At 39.7% G+C, this 15,864-nt stretch carries 16 protein-coding genes and 2 tRNA genes; 8 read left to right on the forward strand and 10 right to left on the reverse strand.

Annotated elements, in window-relative coordinates:
- The first annotated feature begins 182 nt into the window (after positions 1–182).
- Positions 183–386, forward strand: a complete 204-nt coding sequence (locus tag ACYVRH_RS03370; protein WP_461255521.1) for a hypothetical protein — start codon at positions 183–185, stop codon at positions 384–386.
- Complete coding sequence (locus tag ACYVRH_RS03375; RefSeq protein ID WP_461255522.1) at positions 379–711, forward strand: type II toxin-antitoxin system PemK/MazF family toxin; 333 nt, start codon at positions 379–381, stop codon at positions 709–711. Before ACYVRH_RS03370 ends, ACYVRH_RS03375 begins: the two co-directional genes overlap by 8 nt.
- 85 nt (positions 712–796) lie before the next feature.
- Here the strand turns inward: ACYVRH_RS03375 and rimO are convergent, their stop codons facing one another.
- The 3 genes from rimO to ACYVRH_RS03390 are packed head-to-tail and all read right to left on the reverse strand — an operon-like array spanning position 797 to position 4,098.
- The gene (rimO, locus tag ACYVRH_RS03380; RefSeq protein ID WP_461255523.1) at positions 797–2,284 is read right to left on the reverse strand and encodes a 30S ribosomal protein S12 methylthiotransferase RimO; all 1,488 of its coding nucleotides are present in this window, start codon (positions 2,282–2,284) and stop codon (positions 797–799) included.
- Between the two features lie 18 nt (positions 2,285–2,302).
- Complete coding sequence (locus ACYVRH_RS03385; RefSeq protein ID WP_461255524.1) at positions 2,303–3,400, reverse strand: helix-turn-helix domain-containing protein; 1,098 nt, start codon at positions 3,398–3,400, stop codon at positions 2,303–2,305.
- 14 nt (positions 3,401–3,414) lie between these two features.
- A complete protein-coding gene (locus ACYVRH_RS03390; RefSeq protein ID WP_461255525.1) occupies positions 3,415–4,098 on the reverse strand; it encodes a LolA family protein in 684 nt (227 codons plus the stop codon).
- A 124-nt stretch (positions 4,099–4,222) separates the two neighbouring features.
- Between ACYVRH_RS03390 and ACYVRH_RS03395 the strand changes: the two genes are divergently transcribed.
- Positions 4,223–4,295 (forward strand) — tRNA-Arg (locus tag ACYVRH_RS03395).
- A gap of 151 nt (positions 4,296–4,446) precedes the next feature.
- A tRNA-Gly gene (locus tag ACYVRH_RS03400) sits at positions 4,447–4,517 on the forward strand.
- 568 nt (positions 4,518–5,085) lie between these two features.
- Here ACYVRH_RS03400 and ACYVRH_RS03405 read toward each other — a convergent pair.
- The 5 genes from ACYVRH_RS03405 to ACYVRH_RS03425 all read right to left on the reverse strand — a co-directional run bounded on the left by ACYVRH_RS03405 (position 5,086) and on the right by ACYVRH_RS03425 (position 10,250).
- Entirely contained in the window at positions 5,086–5,691 is a 606-nt protein-coding gene (locus ACYVRH_RS03405) for a hypothetical protein (RefSeq protein WP_461255526.1), read from the reverse strand.
- A complete protein-coding gene (locus ACYVRH_RS03410; protein ID WP_461255527.1) occupies positions 5,691–6,182 on the reverse strand; it encodes a type II toxin-antitoxin system RelB/DinJ family antitoxin in 492 nt (163 codons plus the stop codon). The genes ACYVRH_RS03405 and ACYVRH_RS03410 overlap by 1 nt, the downstream gene beginning before the upstream one ends.
- Positions 6,183–6,274: 92 nt before the next feature.
- Positions 6,275–6,817 (reverse strand): hypothetical protein, encoded by a 543-nt coding sequence (locus tag ACYVRH_RS03415; RefSeq protein WP_461255528.1) that lies wholly within the window; start codon positions 6,815–6,817, stop codon positions 6,275–6,277.
- Between the two features lie 91 nt (positions 6,818–6,908).
- Positions 6,909–8,936, reverse strand: a complete 2,028-nt coding sequence (locus tag ACYVRH_RS03420; RefSeq protein WP_461255529.1) for a hypothetical protein — start codon at positions 8,934–8,936, stop codon at positions 6,909–6,911.
- Between the two features lie 24 nt (positions 8,937–8,960).
- Entirely contained in the window at positions 8,961–10,250 is a 1,290-nt protein-coding gene (locus tag ACYVRH_RS03425; protein WP_461255530.1) for a hypothetical protein, read from the reverse strand.
- A 193-nt stretch (positions 10,251–10,443) separates the two neighbouring features.
- Here ACYVRH_RS03425 and ACYVRH_RS03430 point away from each other — a divergent pair, with 193 nt between their 5' ends.
- Entirely contained in the window at positions 10,444–10,572 is a 129-nt protein-coding gene (locus ACYVRH_RS03430) for a hypothetical protein (protein WP_461255531.1), read from the forward strand.
- Between the two features lie 124 nt (positions 10,573–10,696).
- Here the strand turns inward: ACYVRH_RS03430 and ACYVRH_RS03435 are convergent, their stop codons facing one another.
- Entirely contained in the window at positions 10,697–11,638 is a 942-nt protein-coding gene (locus ACYVRH_RS03435) for a transketolase family protein (RefSeq protein ID WP_461255532.1), read from the reverse strand.
- Between the two features lie 3 nt (positions 11,639–11,641).
- Positions 11,642–12,466, reverse strand: coding sequence for a transketolase (locus tag ACYVRH_RS03440; RefSeq protein ID WP_461255533.1), 825 nt, complete (start codon positions 12,464–12,466; stop codon positions 11,642–11,644).
- A gap of 47 nt (positions 12,467–12,513) precedes the next feature.
- On the opposite strand from ACYVRH_RS03440, the gene ACYVRH_RS03445 reads away from it, so the two are divergent.
- The 3 genes from ACYVRH_RS03445 to ACYVRH_RS03455 are packed head-to-tail and all read left to right on the forward strand — an operon-like array spanning position 12,514 to position 15,830.
- Complete coding sequence (locus ACYVRH_RS03445; protein ID WP_461255534.1) at positions 12,514–13,347, forward strand: hypothetical protein; 834 nt, start codon at positions 12,514–12,516, stop codon at positions 13,345–13,347.
- A 9-nt stretch (positions 13,348–13,356) separates the two neighbouring features.
- Entirely contained in the window at positions 13,357–14,439 is a 1,083-nt protein-coding gene (locus tag ACYVRH_RS03450; RefSeq protein WP_461255535.1) for a S41 family peptidase, read from the forward strand.
- Entirely contained in the window at positions 14,436–15,830 is a 1,395-nt protein-coding gene (locus ACYVRH_RS03455; protein ID WP_461255536.1) for a leucine-rich repeat domain-containing protein, read from the forward strand. Before ACYVRH_RS03450 ends, ACYVRH_RS03455 begins: the two co-directional genes overlap by 4 nt.
- The last annotated feature ends 34 nt before the right edge of the window (positions 15,831–15,864 follow it).

A 15,864-nucleotide genomic window follows, 5' to 3' on the forward strand; every position in this document is an offset into this window, starting at 1 on the left:
AAGCTTAAAGTTAGGACAAATTATGCTTATTGTTTCGATATGACATTATTTGGTATTTTGTCAAAATTCCAAGTTACGGTAAACATTTTGGAAAAGGTGTGCTGAAAAGTAATGTCAAAGTCGGGAAAAAATACTTGCGATGTTAAGATAAAAATTGTATATTGAATATGAAGGAGACAAATATGATAACAAATGCAATTGAATTTGATGCAAAAATAGATGCCGATTGGAAAATCAGCATACCTATAGAATATCGTAAAAAATTATCATTTTCTCCAAGAGTAATCTTACTGCCCAAAAGCGATAATGATGAATTAATAAAAGCAAGCGAAGGTACACTCGCTTTCTGGGATAACGAAGATGATAAGGTTTGGGATAATGTTTAAGCGCGGTGAAATTGTCCTTATTCCTGTTCCATTCAGCGATTTATCTTCTGTAAAAAAACGCCCTGTTCTTGTTATTTCAAACATTTCCCATAATAGTACAAATAGTGATATGATAGTCGTCGCAATTACATCAAACCTGCAACAAAACGGTATTTTCATTGAAACAAAAGATTTGCTGTCAGGTGAATTACCAAAAAAATCACTCATACGTTACGATAAAATTTACACTCTTGAACAATGTATAGTTATTAAACAATTAGGAATGGTCTCGGAAAATATCTTAAAAAATGTTATAAATTCTATAAATATTTTAATTACCGAATAAAAATACTGAAAGATTGTTATGCTAACGCATAGCCATCGGACAATAACCCCTATTCCTCTTTGTGAGAAATCTTTCAGATAAATTATTAAACGCCCACTTCCAAATCAAATCCTCGACGCGCTATAACTCTGCATTTTGCAAAATTTCCCAACTGTGGATTTACTTCGCTTGTCTCACTCTTTACAATTACCGCCGCCCCGTCAATGTCCGGCGCTTGACAGTACAGCCTTCCTAGCCAGAGAGTTTCACTTTCTTCTGATGAAGTAGATTCGGCGGCGGACTTGCCAGCGGCAGTGTCGCCAGCGGCGGTGTCGCCTGCGGCGACTTGCTCTTCAACTAACACTTCCAAATTTTGACTAACAAAGCGATTCATATTTTTTTCGGTAATAGGGATTTGCCGCTCTTCAATTATTTGTTTGCGTTTTTCCGCAGTCTTAACCGGAACGCGCTTTTTCATCGAATACGCCACAGTGCCTTCTTCTCTTGAATACGCAAAACAGCCAAGCCAGTCTAAATTGGCTTTTTCCTGAAAATCAAGTAACTGCGCGAAATCTTCTTCTGTTTCACCGGGGAAGCCTAGTAGAAAAGTAGAGCGTATAACGGCGTTTGGCAGTCTTGCGCGGATTGTTTCGAGTAACGCAAGGTATTTTTCCGCGCTGCCATGACGGTTCATTGCGGTAAGCATTTTGGAAGAGGCGTGTTGAAAAGGAATGTCAAAGTAGGGAAGGAAACGCGTGTCTTTTTCCATAAGATCGAGTATTTTAAGAGGGAAATGGTCGGGGTGAATGTACAACAGGCGCACCCAAAAATGTTCTTTCTTTTTTAGTGAAGAAATCGCTTCAAGCAGTTCAGGTAATTTTGAGGCGGTTTCTGCGCCTGTAATTGCGATTGAGGAGGAGCGTTTAACTGCGTTTTTGGCGGTATCCTCAGTGCTTGCTGAGCATTTAGCGGTATCTGTTCCAAAAGCGCCAATATCCTGCCCAATGATACACAGTTCCCTAATACCGCGATCCAAAAGCGTATTACATTCTTCCAATACATCGGGTATTTTACGGCTTACAAGACCGCCGCGAATGAGCGGAATGGCGCAAAAAGAACAGCGGTTGTTACACCCTTCACTGATTTTTACATAAGCCGAACCGGGCAGTGATAAAAGCGGTCGCTCTCCAACAGGCGGAACAGCGTTATGTGATAATTTTGGCTTGCGCGATGAGGTCGCACACTTTGCGCCGTTTACAAGGTTTTCCGCTATTTGAGTTATTTGCGCGATATTTTCCACGCCGAAAAACCTGTCCGCTTCCGGCATGCTTTCGCCCAGTTCTTTCGCATAACGTTGGGCAAGACAGCCTGCAAGGAGTATTTTTTTACTGGGGTAGAGTTTACGCCATTCAAAGACTGCGTTAATCGATTCGCGTTTCGCGCTTTCAATAAATCCGCAGGAGTTTATGATAATTAAATCCGCTTGTTCCGCTTCGAGAACATTTTCCCACCCTGCTTTGTTAAGATGAGCCATCATATTTTCAGCGTCAACCTGATTTTTTACGTAGCCGAAGGGATCAAGAAAATAGCGCATTTATTTAACGGCGGAGAATTATAGTTCCAGCCGCATCAGAACAAGGCGGTAACGGTTTTCATCGTCTCTTACCCAGCGGATTTCAGCTACGACAACTTCACCCGCAGAGCCAATTTCCGCAGGTACCACACGACCGCCGCCGATTACCTGAAGTTTCGTAGACTGAGCGTTAGACAACCAAATACGAATCCCGTTTTGAGCCTGAATATCAAGGACTTCTGATCGCTGAAAATAACGCTGGGTAGAACCCCTGCGGTCCCTCTCATTAAGAATTTCCCAGCGGAACATGCAATACCCCTGAAAACTGATCTGTAAAGTGAAAGGATACGCGCTTACCGAAGCGGGAAAAATCGTAGTACTTGCGGCGGTTACCGTATTATCAGTACGCGAAACTTTTTTTTCAGGTTCCGAGCCTGTGTAAGCTGCGGCATCCATCAGATAGAAATCGAGTAACGCTCCCATATCGGCTTTATTTTTGGCAAAGTCTATTAACGTTACGCGCAATTCGGGAATTCCATCGTTGTTAAGATCGATAGTTATTTCCTGGCTTAAATCCAGTATTTCCTGACCCGCCGGAGTGCGAATTGTTACGGCTTCGCCCATATTGTATAGTTCCAGTTTGTATGTTTCATTATCTACGGAAATTAAAACTGTGTCATTTTTGTATAAGCGCCGTTTCATGGAATTGCCTTCCATTATGTATTCGGCGGATGTTTGGCTAACGGGTTTGTCATGGATAGGATTATTCTGTCTATTTATTATTATAGTGCGGGCTAACCAGCCTCCCCCGCATAAAATAGCCAATATTATTACGGTAGGAATGATAAACTTTGGCAGTCTTGGCGGATTTTTTAAAAGCTGTTCTACGGGGATTGGCTGTTCCTGAATACGGAGCGCCCTGTAAAGCGAAATTAATTTTTGATTGTCAAGTTCAAGGTATGAGCCGTAATTTTTTATAAAACCGATTAGGTAGGGTTCGCCGGGAAAGATGCCAAAATTTTCCGCCTCTAAAGCTTCAAGATAACGAACGGCAATGTTTGTTTCACGGCTGATTTGATCGATGGTCAATCCCTTTTCTTCACGAGTTGTTCTTAATTTTTCGCCCAGAGATTCCATTAATTTTCCTCCGCCTAATTAGAATCTCTAAATAAGAAATTATCATACATATTTGCCGAAGGCGGAATATCATAGGCAAAACGCGCCTCGGGAATACCGACATTTAATCTGATATTCGTAAAATCAAAACGCAGTTCACTCTCGCCAATTGTCCGTCCTTCAATCCGTCGGATTAATTTTGTTTCGGGATTTATGCTTAAAATAATTTCTCTAAAGCCTTCCGAAACAGAACGTCTTGTAAGGCGCAGTTTTACAACTCTCTCTCCCGATGTGCTATCCAACGGTTCAGGATTAGGACCTGTAACAAACGACGCCACATAATTGCGCTTTAAAAGTGAAAGCCCCTGGGAACTTGCCAATCCCGCTCCCGATGCTCCCGGTTTTCTGTTAATATTCTGATTTAATACGGCTCTGAATTCCGGCAGGTAAACGATTAGTACGTCACCGTTAAAAACAATAACCTGTCCCGACGGTCTTGTAAAATCAATACGCATAAAGCATGGCGACAGGTAGCTCACATTTCCGCTCATATCGGAATTTCCTGAGCGTAACGTTATAACTGCCTCATAATCCCTGATTGTAGAATAATTATCCGATACTATTCCAAGGTATGCTTCCGCAGTAACTATCTCCTGTCCAAAAAGATGAGTAAAACACGACATCAATATTAAAAACAGGAATATTCCTCGTTTTATCAAAATTAACCTCTGCAAACAATTCTATCTATTATAATAGTTAAAATCAAGGTTTATTGCAAGCGGTTTGCAAACCGAATATGGCTCGTTGACAATACCCCAAACAGGGTGATAATCTGGTAATACAGGTCCAGTAGCTCAGGGGATAGAGCGGCCGCCTCCTAAGCGGCAGGTCGGCTGTTCGAGTCAGCCCTGGATCATGGCCTGCCCACATAATCTTCGATTATGTGGGCAGGCTTAGCAGTTTCGCACAAGTGCGAAACTGCAACTGAGAGCCGAAGGCTTTTTGGGTTAGCAAATTCGCAGGGGCGAATATGCAACATTTGAGAGGCAAAGGCTTTTTGACAAATTGCGGCCGTCGTATAACGGCATTACCCTAGCTTCCCAAGCTCGTGACGCGGGTTCGACTCCCGTCGGCCGCTTTAGGATAAATTGACTAAAAACTGTTACAAGTTTTTAGTTTTTGATGATTTTAATAAAAAGTGTAAGACGGGAGTCGAGGAGTTTTATTAGTATTCATTACAGACTTTGCGGTTGCTGCATACCTCCGTCTGCCCGCGGCGCAAACGGCGGGATAAATCCCGCCTCATTTTATTCATCTGGGTTAAGCTGTTCGGCGCCGGAACGTTTAGATTTGGTTCAGCTACGCCCCTTGACGGGGCGCGGTTAATTGTTCCCCGTCGGCCGCTTTAGGATAAATTAACTAAAAACTGTTACTGATTTTTCGTTTTTGATAATTTTATGAAAAGTGTGAGACGGGAGTCGAGGAGTTTTATTAGTATTCATTACAGACTTTGCGGTGGTTACATACCTCCGTCTGCCCGCGGCGCGGACGGCGGGATAAATCCCGCCTCATTTTATTCATCGTGGCGGAGCTGTTCGGCGCCGGAACGTTTAGATTTGGTTCAGCTACGCCCCTTGACGGGGCGCGGTTAATTGTTCCCCGTCGGCCGCTTTAGGATAAATTGGATAAAAACTGTTACTGGGTTTTTATTCAAAGTCAGAACGTTTAAAAATATTAACTTGTGTCTTTAATAAAACAGCTTCAGAAATGATGTATTCCAGAATTGATTTTGCCAGATATTTTGTATGGGCGCTACTTTTGTCTCGCGGAATACGGTTTCCGGCACTGTCTTTAACCCATAATTCAAAGTGCCAATAATTGACTCTTGTTGGTTTATGAGAGAATGAAAGAATATGCGTTTCCCCATTAAAATCAATTTCTTGCCGATCCAATTTTGCTGCCGCGAGATAAAGCGGAAAAGATATTTCTTGAAAAAATTGTATATCATCAGCCATCAATTCCGGCAATTCCTTGTTCCAATCGGCAAACAACGCGGCATCTTTTACCCGAATTCCGATATGCCGATCTTCATAGTAACCGTACAAAAAGGTTGAAAGCTCGAAAACTTCACGCAATGACGGTTGGGGAGCAGTCACTAAAGGTAAAACATCGTCCGGTTCATACCCCGGTTTTGTAAGGAACCGATACACATCTACCATTGTCTCGCGCACCAAGGCGTTATCTCTTACATCATCATTTTTCAGAATCGGGTAAGTTTGACGGGAAAGAAGTATTTCTGGGTAACGCGCCACTAAAAACTTCCCAATGTTTCGGAAATACCGGCCAGATTACAATCTTTGACAAAAAGCTTTCCGTCTTTTCTGGTTAAAATAAAAACACTGTCCGGTTCATCAAAGTTATAATCAAGGACATAATCCTTGTTTTTATGATTTAGCCTGACTTTTACTGCTTTTTCCTGAAAGGTTATCCGCATTTTTTCATTGGCGGTACCAAGTTTTTCTATCGCCCGGAAAAACGGCTCGGTCTTTGCTATATCGAAATCGTTCTTACCATTGACGGATTTGTACCGCTTCATCGCGTCAACAAGGACTTCATTTTCCACTGTCTCAATATTGGTTTTATGGGTTTCTGGCACAGTCAGCGCAAATGGTATCCCTCCCCGCATTACGGCTTGTCTGAGGAATAGATTTATTGCTTCCGACATGGTTATGCCAAGTTTATCAAAAAGCGCAGTAGAGTCGTTTTTTGTCTGATCGTCAGTTCTTATTTGTATAGTAGGCATTTAAACCTCTTGACTGATAAAATAGTCAATTTTCTATTAATTGTCAATACATTGTAGTTAAGATTGCAGTACAAAAAACGAGCGCTATTTGCTTATAATCTAAAAGATACGCCAAAGCTAAAGTTTTGCACTGTATCAAACCCAAGTTCGGCAAATGCGCCGAAATTGGGCATGAAGAAATATCTGGCTCCAACGCTAACGCCAAACCAAAAAATATTATCACTTGTTGTACTTGATTTACTTTGGTTATTTGGGTTATTTGGGGGGTATGGGGTGCTTGTTTTAGTTGATACATTAACCTCAGCCTCAGCGAAAATTTCTCCAATAGTCACTAAAATATAAGGATCCAAACGCGGTATTTTATTAAAAAAATTCAAGTGATAAGCAATACGGCCGGCTACTAATAAAGCTGACAAATCAGTACTCGTTTCAGTAGTCAGAAAAGGAACCTTTATAGTATACTTTCCGGACTCAGATAAATATCCGGCAATTAGGCCAAGTGATACGGGAAAACCAATAACCGGAATTGCGATGTCCATAGAAATAGCAAGAGGCGGGCAGGCCATTTCAGTTTTCTTTCCTATTTGTTTTCCAAAACCTACTCCCGCATTTATAAAAATAGTGCCATTATTCATAATATACGGATAATCCGCGCTTTGTGAGTATAAATGAACAGTGCTAAAAAAAATTAGCAATAAAAATAACTTTCTCATAAGATTAACCTTTTTAGTAAATTACGATACCAACCATCGGACTTCCTATTATACGGAGAGAATTACTGCCGGAAGATCTTTCCGAATTAAAATACCATCTATTAAAATCATTGTCTTCGGGATCTCCAAATTCAAGTTTATAACCAAACCTTAAAGCAAATCCTTTTTGTCCGGGGATTAAATCTATTTTGGCTTCCAAGGTAGGTAATAAAGAGGAACTTTTTAGATTATCATCAATAAAGTATGTAAGACCGCCTTCAATTCCTAAAATAGCGTATTTCCATACAAAACTGTAACCGGTAGCAAAGCCAAAGCCGTAAACTAACTCCCCTTCTTTATTTTTAATCTTTTCCTGTACAGGGCTTATTGGGAGAATCGCTTTAAAGTCTAGCGAGAAGTTCCTATATCCAAAACCAAGCCCGCCTTCAACAGATAAAGCTTTTTCTGAATCACTTTCCTGTAGATTGTATAATGCCACTATATTGATATTTGAACGTTTTTCCAGTGGTTTCGAATTCCAATAATTTTCTTTTTCCCGCTTTTTTGTCACTTCTTTGTTACGCTTATCTGCTTTTTTTGCCACTTCTTTGTTATGCTTTTCTATTTCTTCAGGCAATAAAGGAACCAAAATTTGTTCTTTAGAAATAGTAGCTAAACTCTTTAATGGCATTTTACCGACATTGGTATTTCTTATGAAGTTATTTGCATTTGATAAATCCGCATTAATGTTGTTTATACTGTCAATCCGAATCTGCATATCGTCGGTTAATAAATTACCTTGAGTGGTTATAATCAATTTTCTTTCTTGGGTAGACACCGCTTTGATTCTATTATTGGATACTAAAATAAGCTGGCCATACATGACAAAATCAATCGTTCCGATTGGTTCATCTTCATTGTTATACAATGACGCCGTTATGTTATATGTTGAATATCCTTTAAAGGTATCATTTATTATTTGGTTTGCCTTGGTTGATTCAGCGGAAATAGTGGGCCAATTATCAAAGCCCCAATGATTTTTTTTGGAGTTTGTCTTGCTTAATTGTCTTAGAATGTCATTTAAAACATTTTCCATAGTCTTAACATTTTTATGGCGCATTCCTACAGTAAATTCATAATTAACTATTCCTGTGTCATAATCAATATCTCCTTTTTTGACCGGAACCGAAGTGTAGTATAATTCAAAAGGCGGATGATTCTTATAGAACTGTTCAAAAGCAATAAGGTTATTTTTCCAGTATGATTGTTGTTTTATATCTTCTTTTATCGCGGTTCCGGTGCCACCCATCATTTTAAAGGCATTGGCAGCCTGATTCTTTGCCGCTTGTGAACTTTTATCTGTATTTGACGCCGTATATGAATAAATTAACGCGTCTATCAAATTACCGCTCATGGACGCTTCATAGCTTAACGCGAGCGCATTCTGGGCTTCCAGTTCATCCGCGCTGATTTCTTTTCCCAACGCTTCCCTGCCGGCATCAGTTAAATTAACCTTAAGTTGTGGAAGAATGTTCGCAACGGCGGCGCGGCTTGCGGTTGAGTTAGTTATTTCTCTAAGTTTAATATTTGCTTTATTAAAATTAGCCTGACTTATACCCGTTTCAACATCGGTAACAGAAAGATTAAGCGTATAAGTTGTTCCTGTTTTTGTAAGCGTACCTGCCATTACATATCGGCTGTTTGCCAATTCACCAATTTTGATATAGTCTTTTTCGGAATAATTTCCCGAAAGAGAAAGGCGTTGCTGTTCCAGAATTTCTTTGTTATTCATGCTGTCAAAAAGTTTGATGGCGGAAAATTTGCCAACATCGTTGTAAAGAGCGCCCTGAATTATTCCAAGATATTTCTCTTCATCGGAAGATAAACCTTGTCCCGTAGGACGAAGAATGGCCATGGTCATGTCATCGCGGCCACCGCCTTCTTCGTACATTGGCAGATTCTCCGCTTTTGTAGAAGACTTATTATTAGAAATAGTTGAACAACCTCCAAGAATAAGAATAACCGCTGTTAATACTAATGTTACTTTAATTTTAGATTTCATTTTATTTATCCTTCTTAATAAAAATTATTTTCTTGTTAAAAGAGTCACCAGACTCCGTGCTTTTGCTTTTGGAAGCTCTTCAACCGGAGCAACTCTTACATATCCCTGCTGCATTGCTTTTTCCGTATTTATTCCATCAATATTGATAACCCTTACTACCATATCTTCCGTAATATCATTGTCAGCGTGAATAGCCTTAAAACTTATATGTATAATTTGAGAAGTATCGGCTAAAAGCGCATTTCTAAACGGAGTTATTCGGCTTTTAACTTTGAAGTTCGTTGACGCGACAACTTGATTTCTATTATTTACCAGTTCCGCGCTAACATTATAAGTCCTTGTTTTATCAAACAAAGGAGATCTGTACGGTCTTGTCATAAAACCCCATTGTTCCTGTAATTTTGTATTTATTAAACCTGTTTTTAGCGCCACATATACTTTTTGCATTGCTTCAAAAGAAACATCCTCTTGAAAATTTACTCTGAATTGAAGAACAGCGGTTCTGTTATCGTAATCGGTGTTTCCCTTTTGAAGCGGAAGCGGATCATAGGACAGAATAAAAGGCGGGTGAGTCTCATAAAATGAATCAAATTCATTTAGTATTTTTAGCCATTTGTCTCTTTCCTTTAAATCGCCTTTTACCGAGGCTCCGGCGTCTCCTGAAGCAAGTGAACTTGACAAACTTTGAAATTGGCTTGTCGCTTCGAGCAATGACGGGTCATAGGTTGACGCGTTATACAAATAGGTAAGCATCTCTATAGGGTTGTCGTTTTTTTCCGCAACTTTTCCCCGCGCTAAATTTATTGCGGCTTGTACTTCTTCTTTTGACGGATTTTTTAACGCCGCAAGTCCGGCATCTGTAAATTGAATATCAAGTTTTTTTGCTATATCCACAAATCCGGTATTAATCGCCTGCGCATTAAGGATGTCATTTGGCCGGATACTCGTACTTTGATATGACGCTTTCCGTAATCCTTTGGTAGTATCGGTTACGGTCAATTCCATTATGTAATTGTTGCCGCTTCTTGTCAGTTTACCCGCAAGAAGAAAAGCCGCATCAATTTTTACTCCGCTTGCCGTCTCTTGCGCGTTTGTTTTTACGGCAGTATATTTTTTAAAATTTGCAACCAGAAGATTTTGAATATAGCCAAGAACAAATTCGTCTTCTTTAGGAAGTCCTTCTCCCGTAGGCTTAATTATTATCAGCATTATTGCCGATCCGCCGTTGCCTGTGTAGTAATTCTCTGAAAAAACAAATTGTGGCAAAAAAATCAAATTAAAACAAATAAAAGCAATAAACTTAAGATACCTCATATAAAGTGTTCCTCAATGCAATAAATAATAATATTTTTCCATAAATTTATCAAGTACAATTATATTAATATTTGTAAAATATAGATAAATACGAAAATAGGTGTTAAAATAGGTTTTATCAAAATAATAATAAAAATTGAACAAAACCCTTATTAGGGGGAAGAAAAAGGAGAAAATATGTCGGAAAAAAACAATGAATGTAAATGTCCTTATGGCTGTGTGCGGCACGGTGATTGCAAGGCTTGTCAGGAGTACCATAGGAAAGACGGCTCCCGTACAAACTGCGGAAAGACTGGGTATGAGAACGGAAAGAAATAATTAAAATGTTTCTTTCCGTATTACGCAATTTTCATGATAAACTCATACACTGGACTTAACCTATCAGTGTCCGTATAACAAGAATATGTGACTATCCCCAACCTTCATTTATCACTGATACAATGTCTTTACTTTAACAAGGCTTTCGCTTTTTTCACAAAGTTGTCAACGTCTAGTCCGTAGCGGGTTACAAGGTAGTCCTGCGTTCCCACCTCGCCGAATTCGTCGTTAATGCCGATGCGCGCGAACTTGCAACGGCAGCCTTCCTCGGCAATTATTTCCGCTACCGCACTGCCAAGACCGCTCATCATTTGAGCGTTCTCCGCGCTGATGATGGCGCGTACTTTGCCGGCTTGATTCAGTATCGCGTCGCGGTCAATTGGTTTTAATGTGAGAACGTCAAGCACTCCGGCGCTGATTCCTTCTTCGGCAAGTTTTTCGCAGGCTTTAAGCGATTGGTTTACCATGAGGCTTCCAAGCGCTACAAAGCATACGTCTTTTCCTTCTTTTAAAACTTTTGCCTGCCCAAACTTGAATGTTTCATTTTCTGAATACAGATACGGTACGGGTTTACGCGGGATACGCAGATAATGACAGCCGTATTCTTCAGCCATCAAGCGGACAAAGGCGGCGCAGGACGTGGGGTCAGACGGCTCAATCATTGTAACTTTTGGAATTACCCTCATCAGGGCAAGCTCTTCAAAGGGCATGTGAGTTCCGCCGTTAAACGCGGCTGTTACGCCCGGATCGGTACCGATCAATTTTACGTTTAATTTTGCATAGTTGGCGGAAAGGAAAAATTGATCATATACGCGCCTTGATGAAAAACAGCCGAAGCCTGAGGCAAACGGAATTTTTCCAAGAGTGGACAGACCTGCGGCAACGCCAATCATGTTGGCTTCCGCAATACCGCAGTTGAAAAAACGGTCGGGATATGTTTTTTTAAAAATACCCGTGTTCGTGCAACTCATTAAATCCGCTTCCAGCACCACAATGTTTTTATTTTTTTCGGCTAATGCCATTACTGTATCGACATAAGCCATTCGCATTTCTTTTTGTTGTTCTGCCATGATTTACTCCTTATCCAAAGCGGCAATGGCTTCTCTTGCCTTTTCCATGTCGAAAGCCATGCTGTGATTTTTCTCCACGCCTTCCGCGAAGCTACAGCCCTTTCCTTTGATTGTGTGCATTACGATCATCGAAGCCCTTTCTTTTTCCGCGAGAGCTTTATCAATCGCGGCATCCAAAGCGGCAATGTCGTGACCATTGACTTCTTGAGTGAACCAGCCGAATTGTTCCCACTTTGCGGCAATGTTTCCCATGTCCAAAATGTCTTTGCAAAAGCCGTCAAGCTGTTGTTTGTTGTTATCGGTAAAAGCAATTAAGTTGGGGAGTTTTTGATAGCCGGCAAATAACGCGCCTTCCCAAATCTGCCCTTCGTTGGATTCGCCGTCTCCAATAATCGTGTATACGGTCGATGTTTTTTTATCCATCTTTAAACCGAGGGCTATGCCGATAGCGGCGGAAAAACCCTGCCCTAGAGAGCCTGTTGTCATATCGATGCCGGGTGTCTTATTGCGGTCGCAGTGGCTGGGGAGGCTTGTTCCGCCCTTGTTCAGGGTAGTAAGCCAGTCTTTGGGGAAAAATCCCTTGAGCGCTAAAGTCGCGTAAACTGCGGGACCGGAGTGCCCCTTAGAAACTACAAGCTGATCCCTTTCTTCCCAACGGGGATTTTTCGGATCAACTTTCATTTTGTGGAAGTATAACAGAGCCAAAAGGTCAACGATTGACATTGCCCCACCGATATGACCTGTTCCAAGATTTCCGATTTCTTCGATTGTCATTTTACGGATTTCTTTTGCCTGCGCTTTTAGATAATTTTCAGTTTCTTTATCCATGCTGTTCTCCTCTAAATAATAAATAATTATACCATGAATAAAAGCTTTTGTCATGTACCATTGACATTATAAAGAAAGAAAATCATTATTTATTAAAGATGCGATTAGAAAAACCTTATCTGGCGTTTATTTTTTTTATTTTGGTCAATATAGGTCAAATTGCCGCGCAAACATCGGAAGCGGAAAGGCCTTTCAGGATAGGGACAGGTCTGGGCTATTCATACACCGGATACCGGGAAGAAACGGATTTGCCTCTTAACAGATACTTTAATGCCCTAAATTTTAATATAAATTGTAATATCGAAAAAAATAATTTTTATTATTCACTTAATTTTGGATTTTTATCCGGTGAAAATAATGCTGTAGAAGTTGAAAATGATAATTTTTATGAATACCATCAGAGAGAATCTATTTTTTTAAGGGCATATTTGGAAAATGCGCTGGATTACAGACTGTGGGGAAACAGTGTTTTTCCGGGATACCTTGGCGGCGCAATTCGGGGCGATATTTATTATTCTGTTTTACAGCAGTCAAATTATTACAGCTTAACAATGTTGTTATCGCTCGATATTCATGTGACTCAGAAATGGATTATCAATGAAAAAAACAAATTTGTTTTTTCGGCGAGTCTTCCAGTTTTTGGTTACGGATTCAGACCCCCTTACTTTGGATTACTTTACGCGCCGCTTGACATGGAAAAAAGTATAACAAGCCTCCACAATTACAGGGCAGTTTTTGGAGATTTGAAATACCATCATCAAATAAACGGGTTATTTTCTTTTTATCTGGGGTTTGGTTTTGAATTTTCTCACATTACTTTTCCTCAGCCAAGAAAAGACGCGCTGTTCTGCGTGAACGCGGGAATTGCGTTTTCCCTTTAGGAGAAGGATTTGAAAATAAATTTTAAATTTTTGATATTACCGTTATTTGCATTACTGTCCGCGTGTCAGTTGTTTTTAGGACAAGACCCCGATGCCGGTCCTGAAGAAGTATTAAAAAGCCTCTGGAATGATTTTAATAATATTCATGCAAATTTAGATTTTAGAATGTGCAGTAACGCCAAGTATAACAGTTGGTATGATGTATATCATAATAAGTTAAATGGGTATGCTCTTAAAGTTTATTCCGGTATGCCTGATGGATATTTATTTGACGTATGCGCAAATATGTTAAAAGAATTAAATGATCCTCATGTTGGTTTATATGCCCCGGGTAAATATGCCGGAAGTTATGTTGACAGCTATAATGAAGATTTTAAACTTTCTACGGTAAAAAGTTATTTAATCGAAAACGGAAATAGTGATTATAAAAATTTTTTATATGGCAGATTTACAACTGAGCCTTATATAGGTTATATTTATATTGCATTATTTACAGATGAAGATTCTGAAAAGGATGAAAATGAATGGGGAAGGGCGATTAAGAATATTTTAAAAAGCCTTGCAAGTGCCGATGCTATTGTTTTGGATGTCCGCAACAATAGAGGAGGAGAGATATTTGTAATGGAATATATTGCCGCCCATTTCGCGTCCGAGCAAAAAGACTATATGAAAGCAAGAATCAAAACAGGTCCCGGACCAAATGACTTATCTTCCCCTAAAATTTACACTATAAAACCTTTTACAACAGTTTCTGATAACACGTATAATTATACAAAACATATTGTCCTATTAACAAATAGGAATTCAATTTCCGCAGCGGAATGGTTTACTATGGCATTGCGTACTCAGAGCCATGTAACGCATGTAGGAACGCCGACATGCGGGGCGTTTTCCGCGCGGAAAGATCGCCCTATGATAAACGGGTGGTTTTACTCGATCTCACCGGAAAGAGTGACGGATATGAACGGAATATACTATGAAGGAATTGGAATATTTCCCGATGAGAATCACATAATAGCAAATAAAACAGGCGATGAGCAGCTTGATTATGCTATTGAATTGGCAGCTAAGCTTGTGAAAGAAACAAAATGAAAACGAGTAACTTTTTAAAAATAAAAACTATTGCCATCTTTGTGGCAATAATTTTTATTGCTTGTGAAGACAAGGAAACTTCATACGGTAAAAATTACGCTATCACTTCACTTTCTGCCGACGGTTCTTCTGACATTCCAACAACCAAACTGTTCTTTACAGTTAACGACGATAACCTTGTTCTTACCGCCGAAGATATAAAAATAATTGCCGGCTTTTCTGTGATAAAGGGCGCTTTAATAAAGAATCTGGATACGATGATTTATGAGTTGCACATAACATCAGGGAAAACAGGTTTTATCAAAGTGGGTTTTGATCCTTATCGTGGTTTTACAGGGTGGGATGCAAAACAGGCAAATGTATACGCCGATTGGTACTTTACCGGCACTTCAGAATTGTCAATTACAGGTAAAAATAAACAAGGCGATTCGTTAGAAATACCGCCTGAAATAGACAAAGTACCAATCACTTCAATTAGTTTTGACGCGTTTAGTAATAAACATCTGACTAGCGTTATTATTCCCGAAAATATTACCGTTGTCGGGAATAACGCTTTTGCATATAATCAATTGACTACGATTGAGATTCCGGAAAGCGTTACCGCCATCGGAAATGCGGCATTTGCATATAATCAAATTACAAATATCACTATTTCAGAAAATGTTAAATCCATTGGGGACAACGCGTTTTACCATAACCAATTGTCCGTTTTTAATTTTCCGGAAAATATTACCGCTATCGGAAACGGAGTATTAGCATATAATCAGTTATCTTCCATTACTATACCAGAAAATGTTACCGTTATCGGTACAGGAGCCTTTGCGTATAACCAGTTATCTGACATTACTATACCTGAAAAAGTTATTACCATCGGAAATATCGCATTTGCATATAACCGATTAATTAATATTACTATTCCGGAAGGTGTTTTGTACATTGGAGACAATGCTTTTTCTTACAATCAATTGTACGAAGTTACTATTCCCAATAGCGTTACCACTATCGGAAGCAGCGCGTTTGCAAACAATAAACTAAGCGAAATTACCATTCCTGACGAGATTGTGACTATTGGGGCTAATACGTTTTTTAATAACCAATTAACTAAAGTTATTATTTCTGAAAAAGTTTCATCAATAGGAAATAGCGCGTTTGAGTACAACAAACTGGGCGAAATCACCATTCCTGAGAGCGTTAAAAGTATCGGCTTTCATGCGTTTTTTAATAACCAGATAATCAGTATCACCATCGGGGAAAATGTAACGCTTAGCGATTTGTCTTTTGGCGGCGGTTTTGAGAGAGCCTATAATATTGATCACGAAAAGGCGGCGGGAATTTATACGCGGTCTGATATTTACAGTAATGAATGGACATGGACAGAAAAAGAAGAATAGACTTGTATCGGGCTTAAGTCTGCGGAAACCCAGT

This window comes from Treponema sp. R80B11-R83G3 (genome assembly GCF_054786115.1).

Excerpts from the sequence above, each read along its gene's own strand:
- ACYVRH_RS03370 (WP_461255521.1), top strand. The coding sequence starts at position 183 with ATGATAACAAATGCAATTGAATTTGATGCAAAAATAGATGCCGATTGG.
- ACYVRH_RS03375 (WP_461255522.1), top strand. The coding sequence starts at position 379 with ATGTTTAAGCGCGGTGAAATTGTCCTTATTCCTGTTCCATTCAGCGAT.
- rimO (WP_461255523.1), bottom strand. The coding sequence starts at position 2,284 with ATGCGCTATTTTCTTGATCCCTTCGGCTACGTAAAAAATCAGGTTGAC.
- ACYVRH_RS03385 (WP_461255524.1), bottom strand. The coding sequence starts at position 3,400 with ATGGAATCTCTGGGCGAAAAATTAAGAACAACTCGTGAAGAAAAGGGA.
- ACYVRH_RS03410 (WP_461255527.1), bottom strand. The coding sequence starts at position 6,182 with ATGCCTACTATACAAATAAGAACTGACGATCAGACAAAAAACGACTCT.
- ACYVRH_RS03415 (WP_461255528.1), bottom strand. The coding sequence starts at position 6,817 with ATGAATAATGGCACTATTTTTATAAATGCGGGAGTAGGTTTTGGAAAA.
- ACYVRH_RS03420 (WP_461255529.1), bottom strand. The coding sequence starts at position 8,936 with ATGAAATCTAAAATTAAAGTAACATTAGTATTAACAGCGGTTATTCTT.
- ACYVRH_RS03425 (WP_461255530.1), bottom strand. The coding sequence starts at position 10,250 with ATGAGGTATCTTAAGTTTATTGCTTTTATTTGTTTTAATTTGATTTTT.
- ACYVRH_RS03430 (WP_461255531.1), top strand. The coding sequence starts at position 10,444 with ATGAATGTAAATGTCCTTATGGCTGTGTGCGGCACGGTGATTGCAAGG.
- ACYVRH_RS03435 (WP_461255532.1), bottom strand. The coding sequence starts at position 11,638 with ATGGCAGAACAACAAAAAGAAATGCGAATGGCTTATGTCGATACAGTA.
- ACYVRH_RS03440 (WP_461255533.1), bottom strand. The coding sequence starts at position 12,466 with ATGGATAAAGAAACTGAAAATTATCTAAAAGCGCAGGCAAAAGAAATC.
- ACYVRH_RS03455 (WP_461255536.1), top strand. The coding sequence starts at position 14,436 with ATGAAAACGAGTAACTTTTTAAAAATAAAAACTATTGCCATCTTTGTG.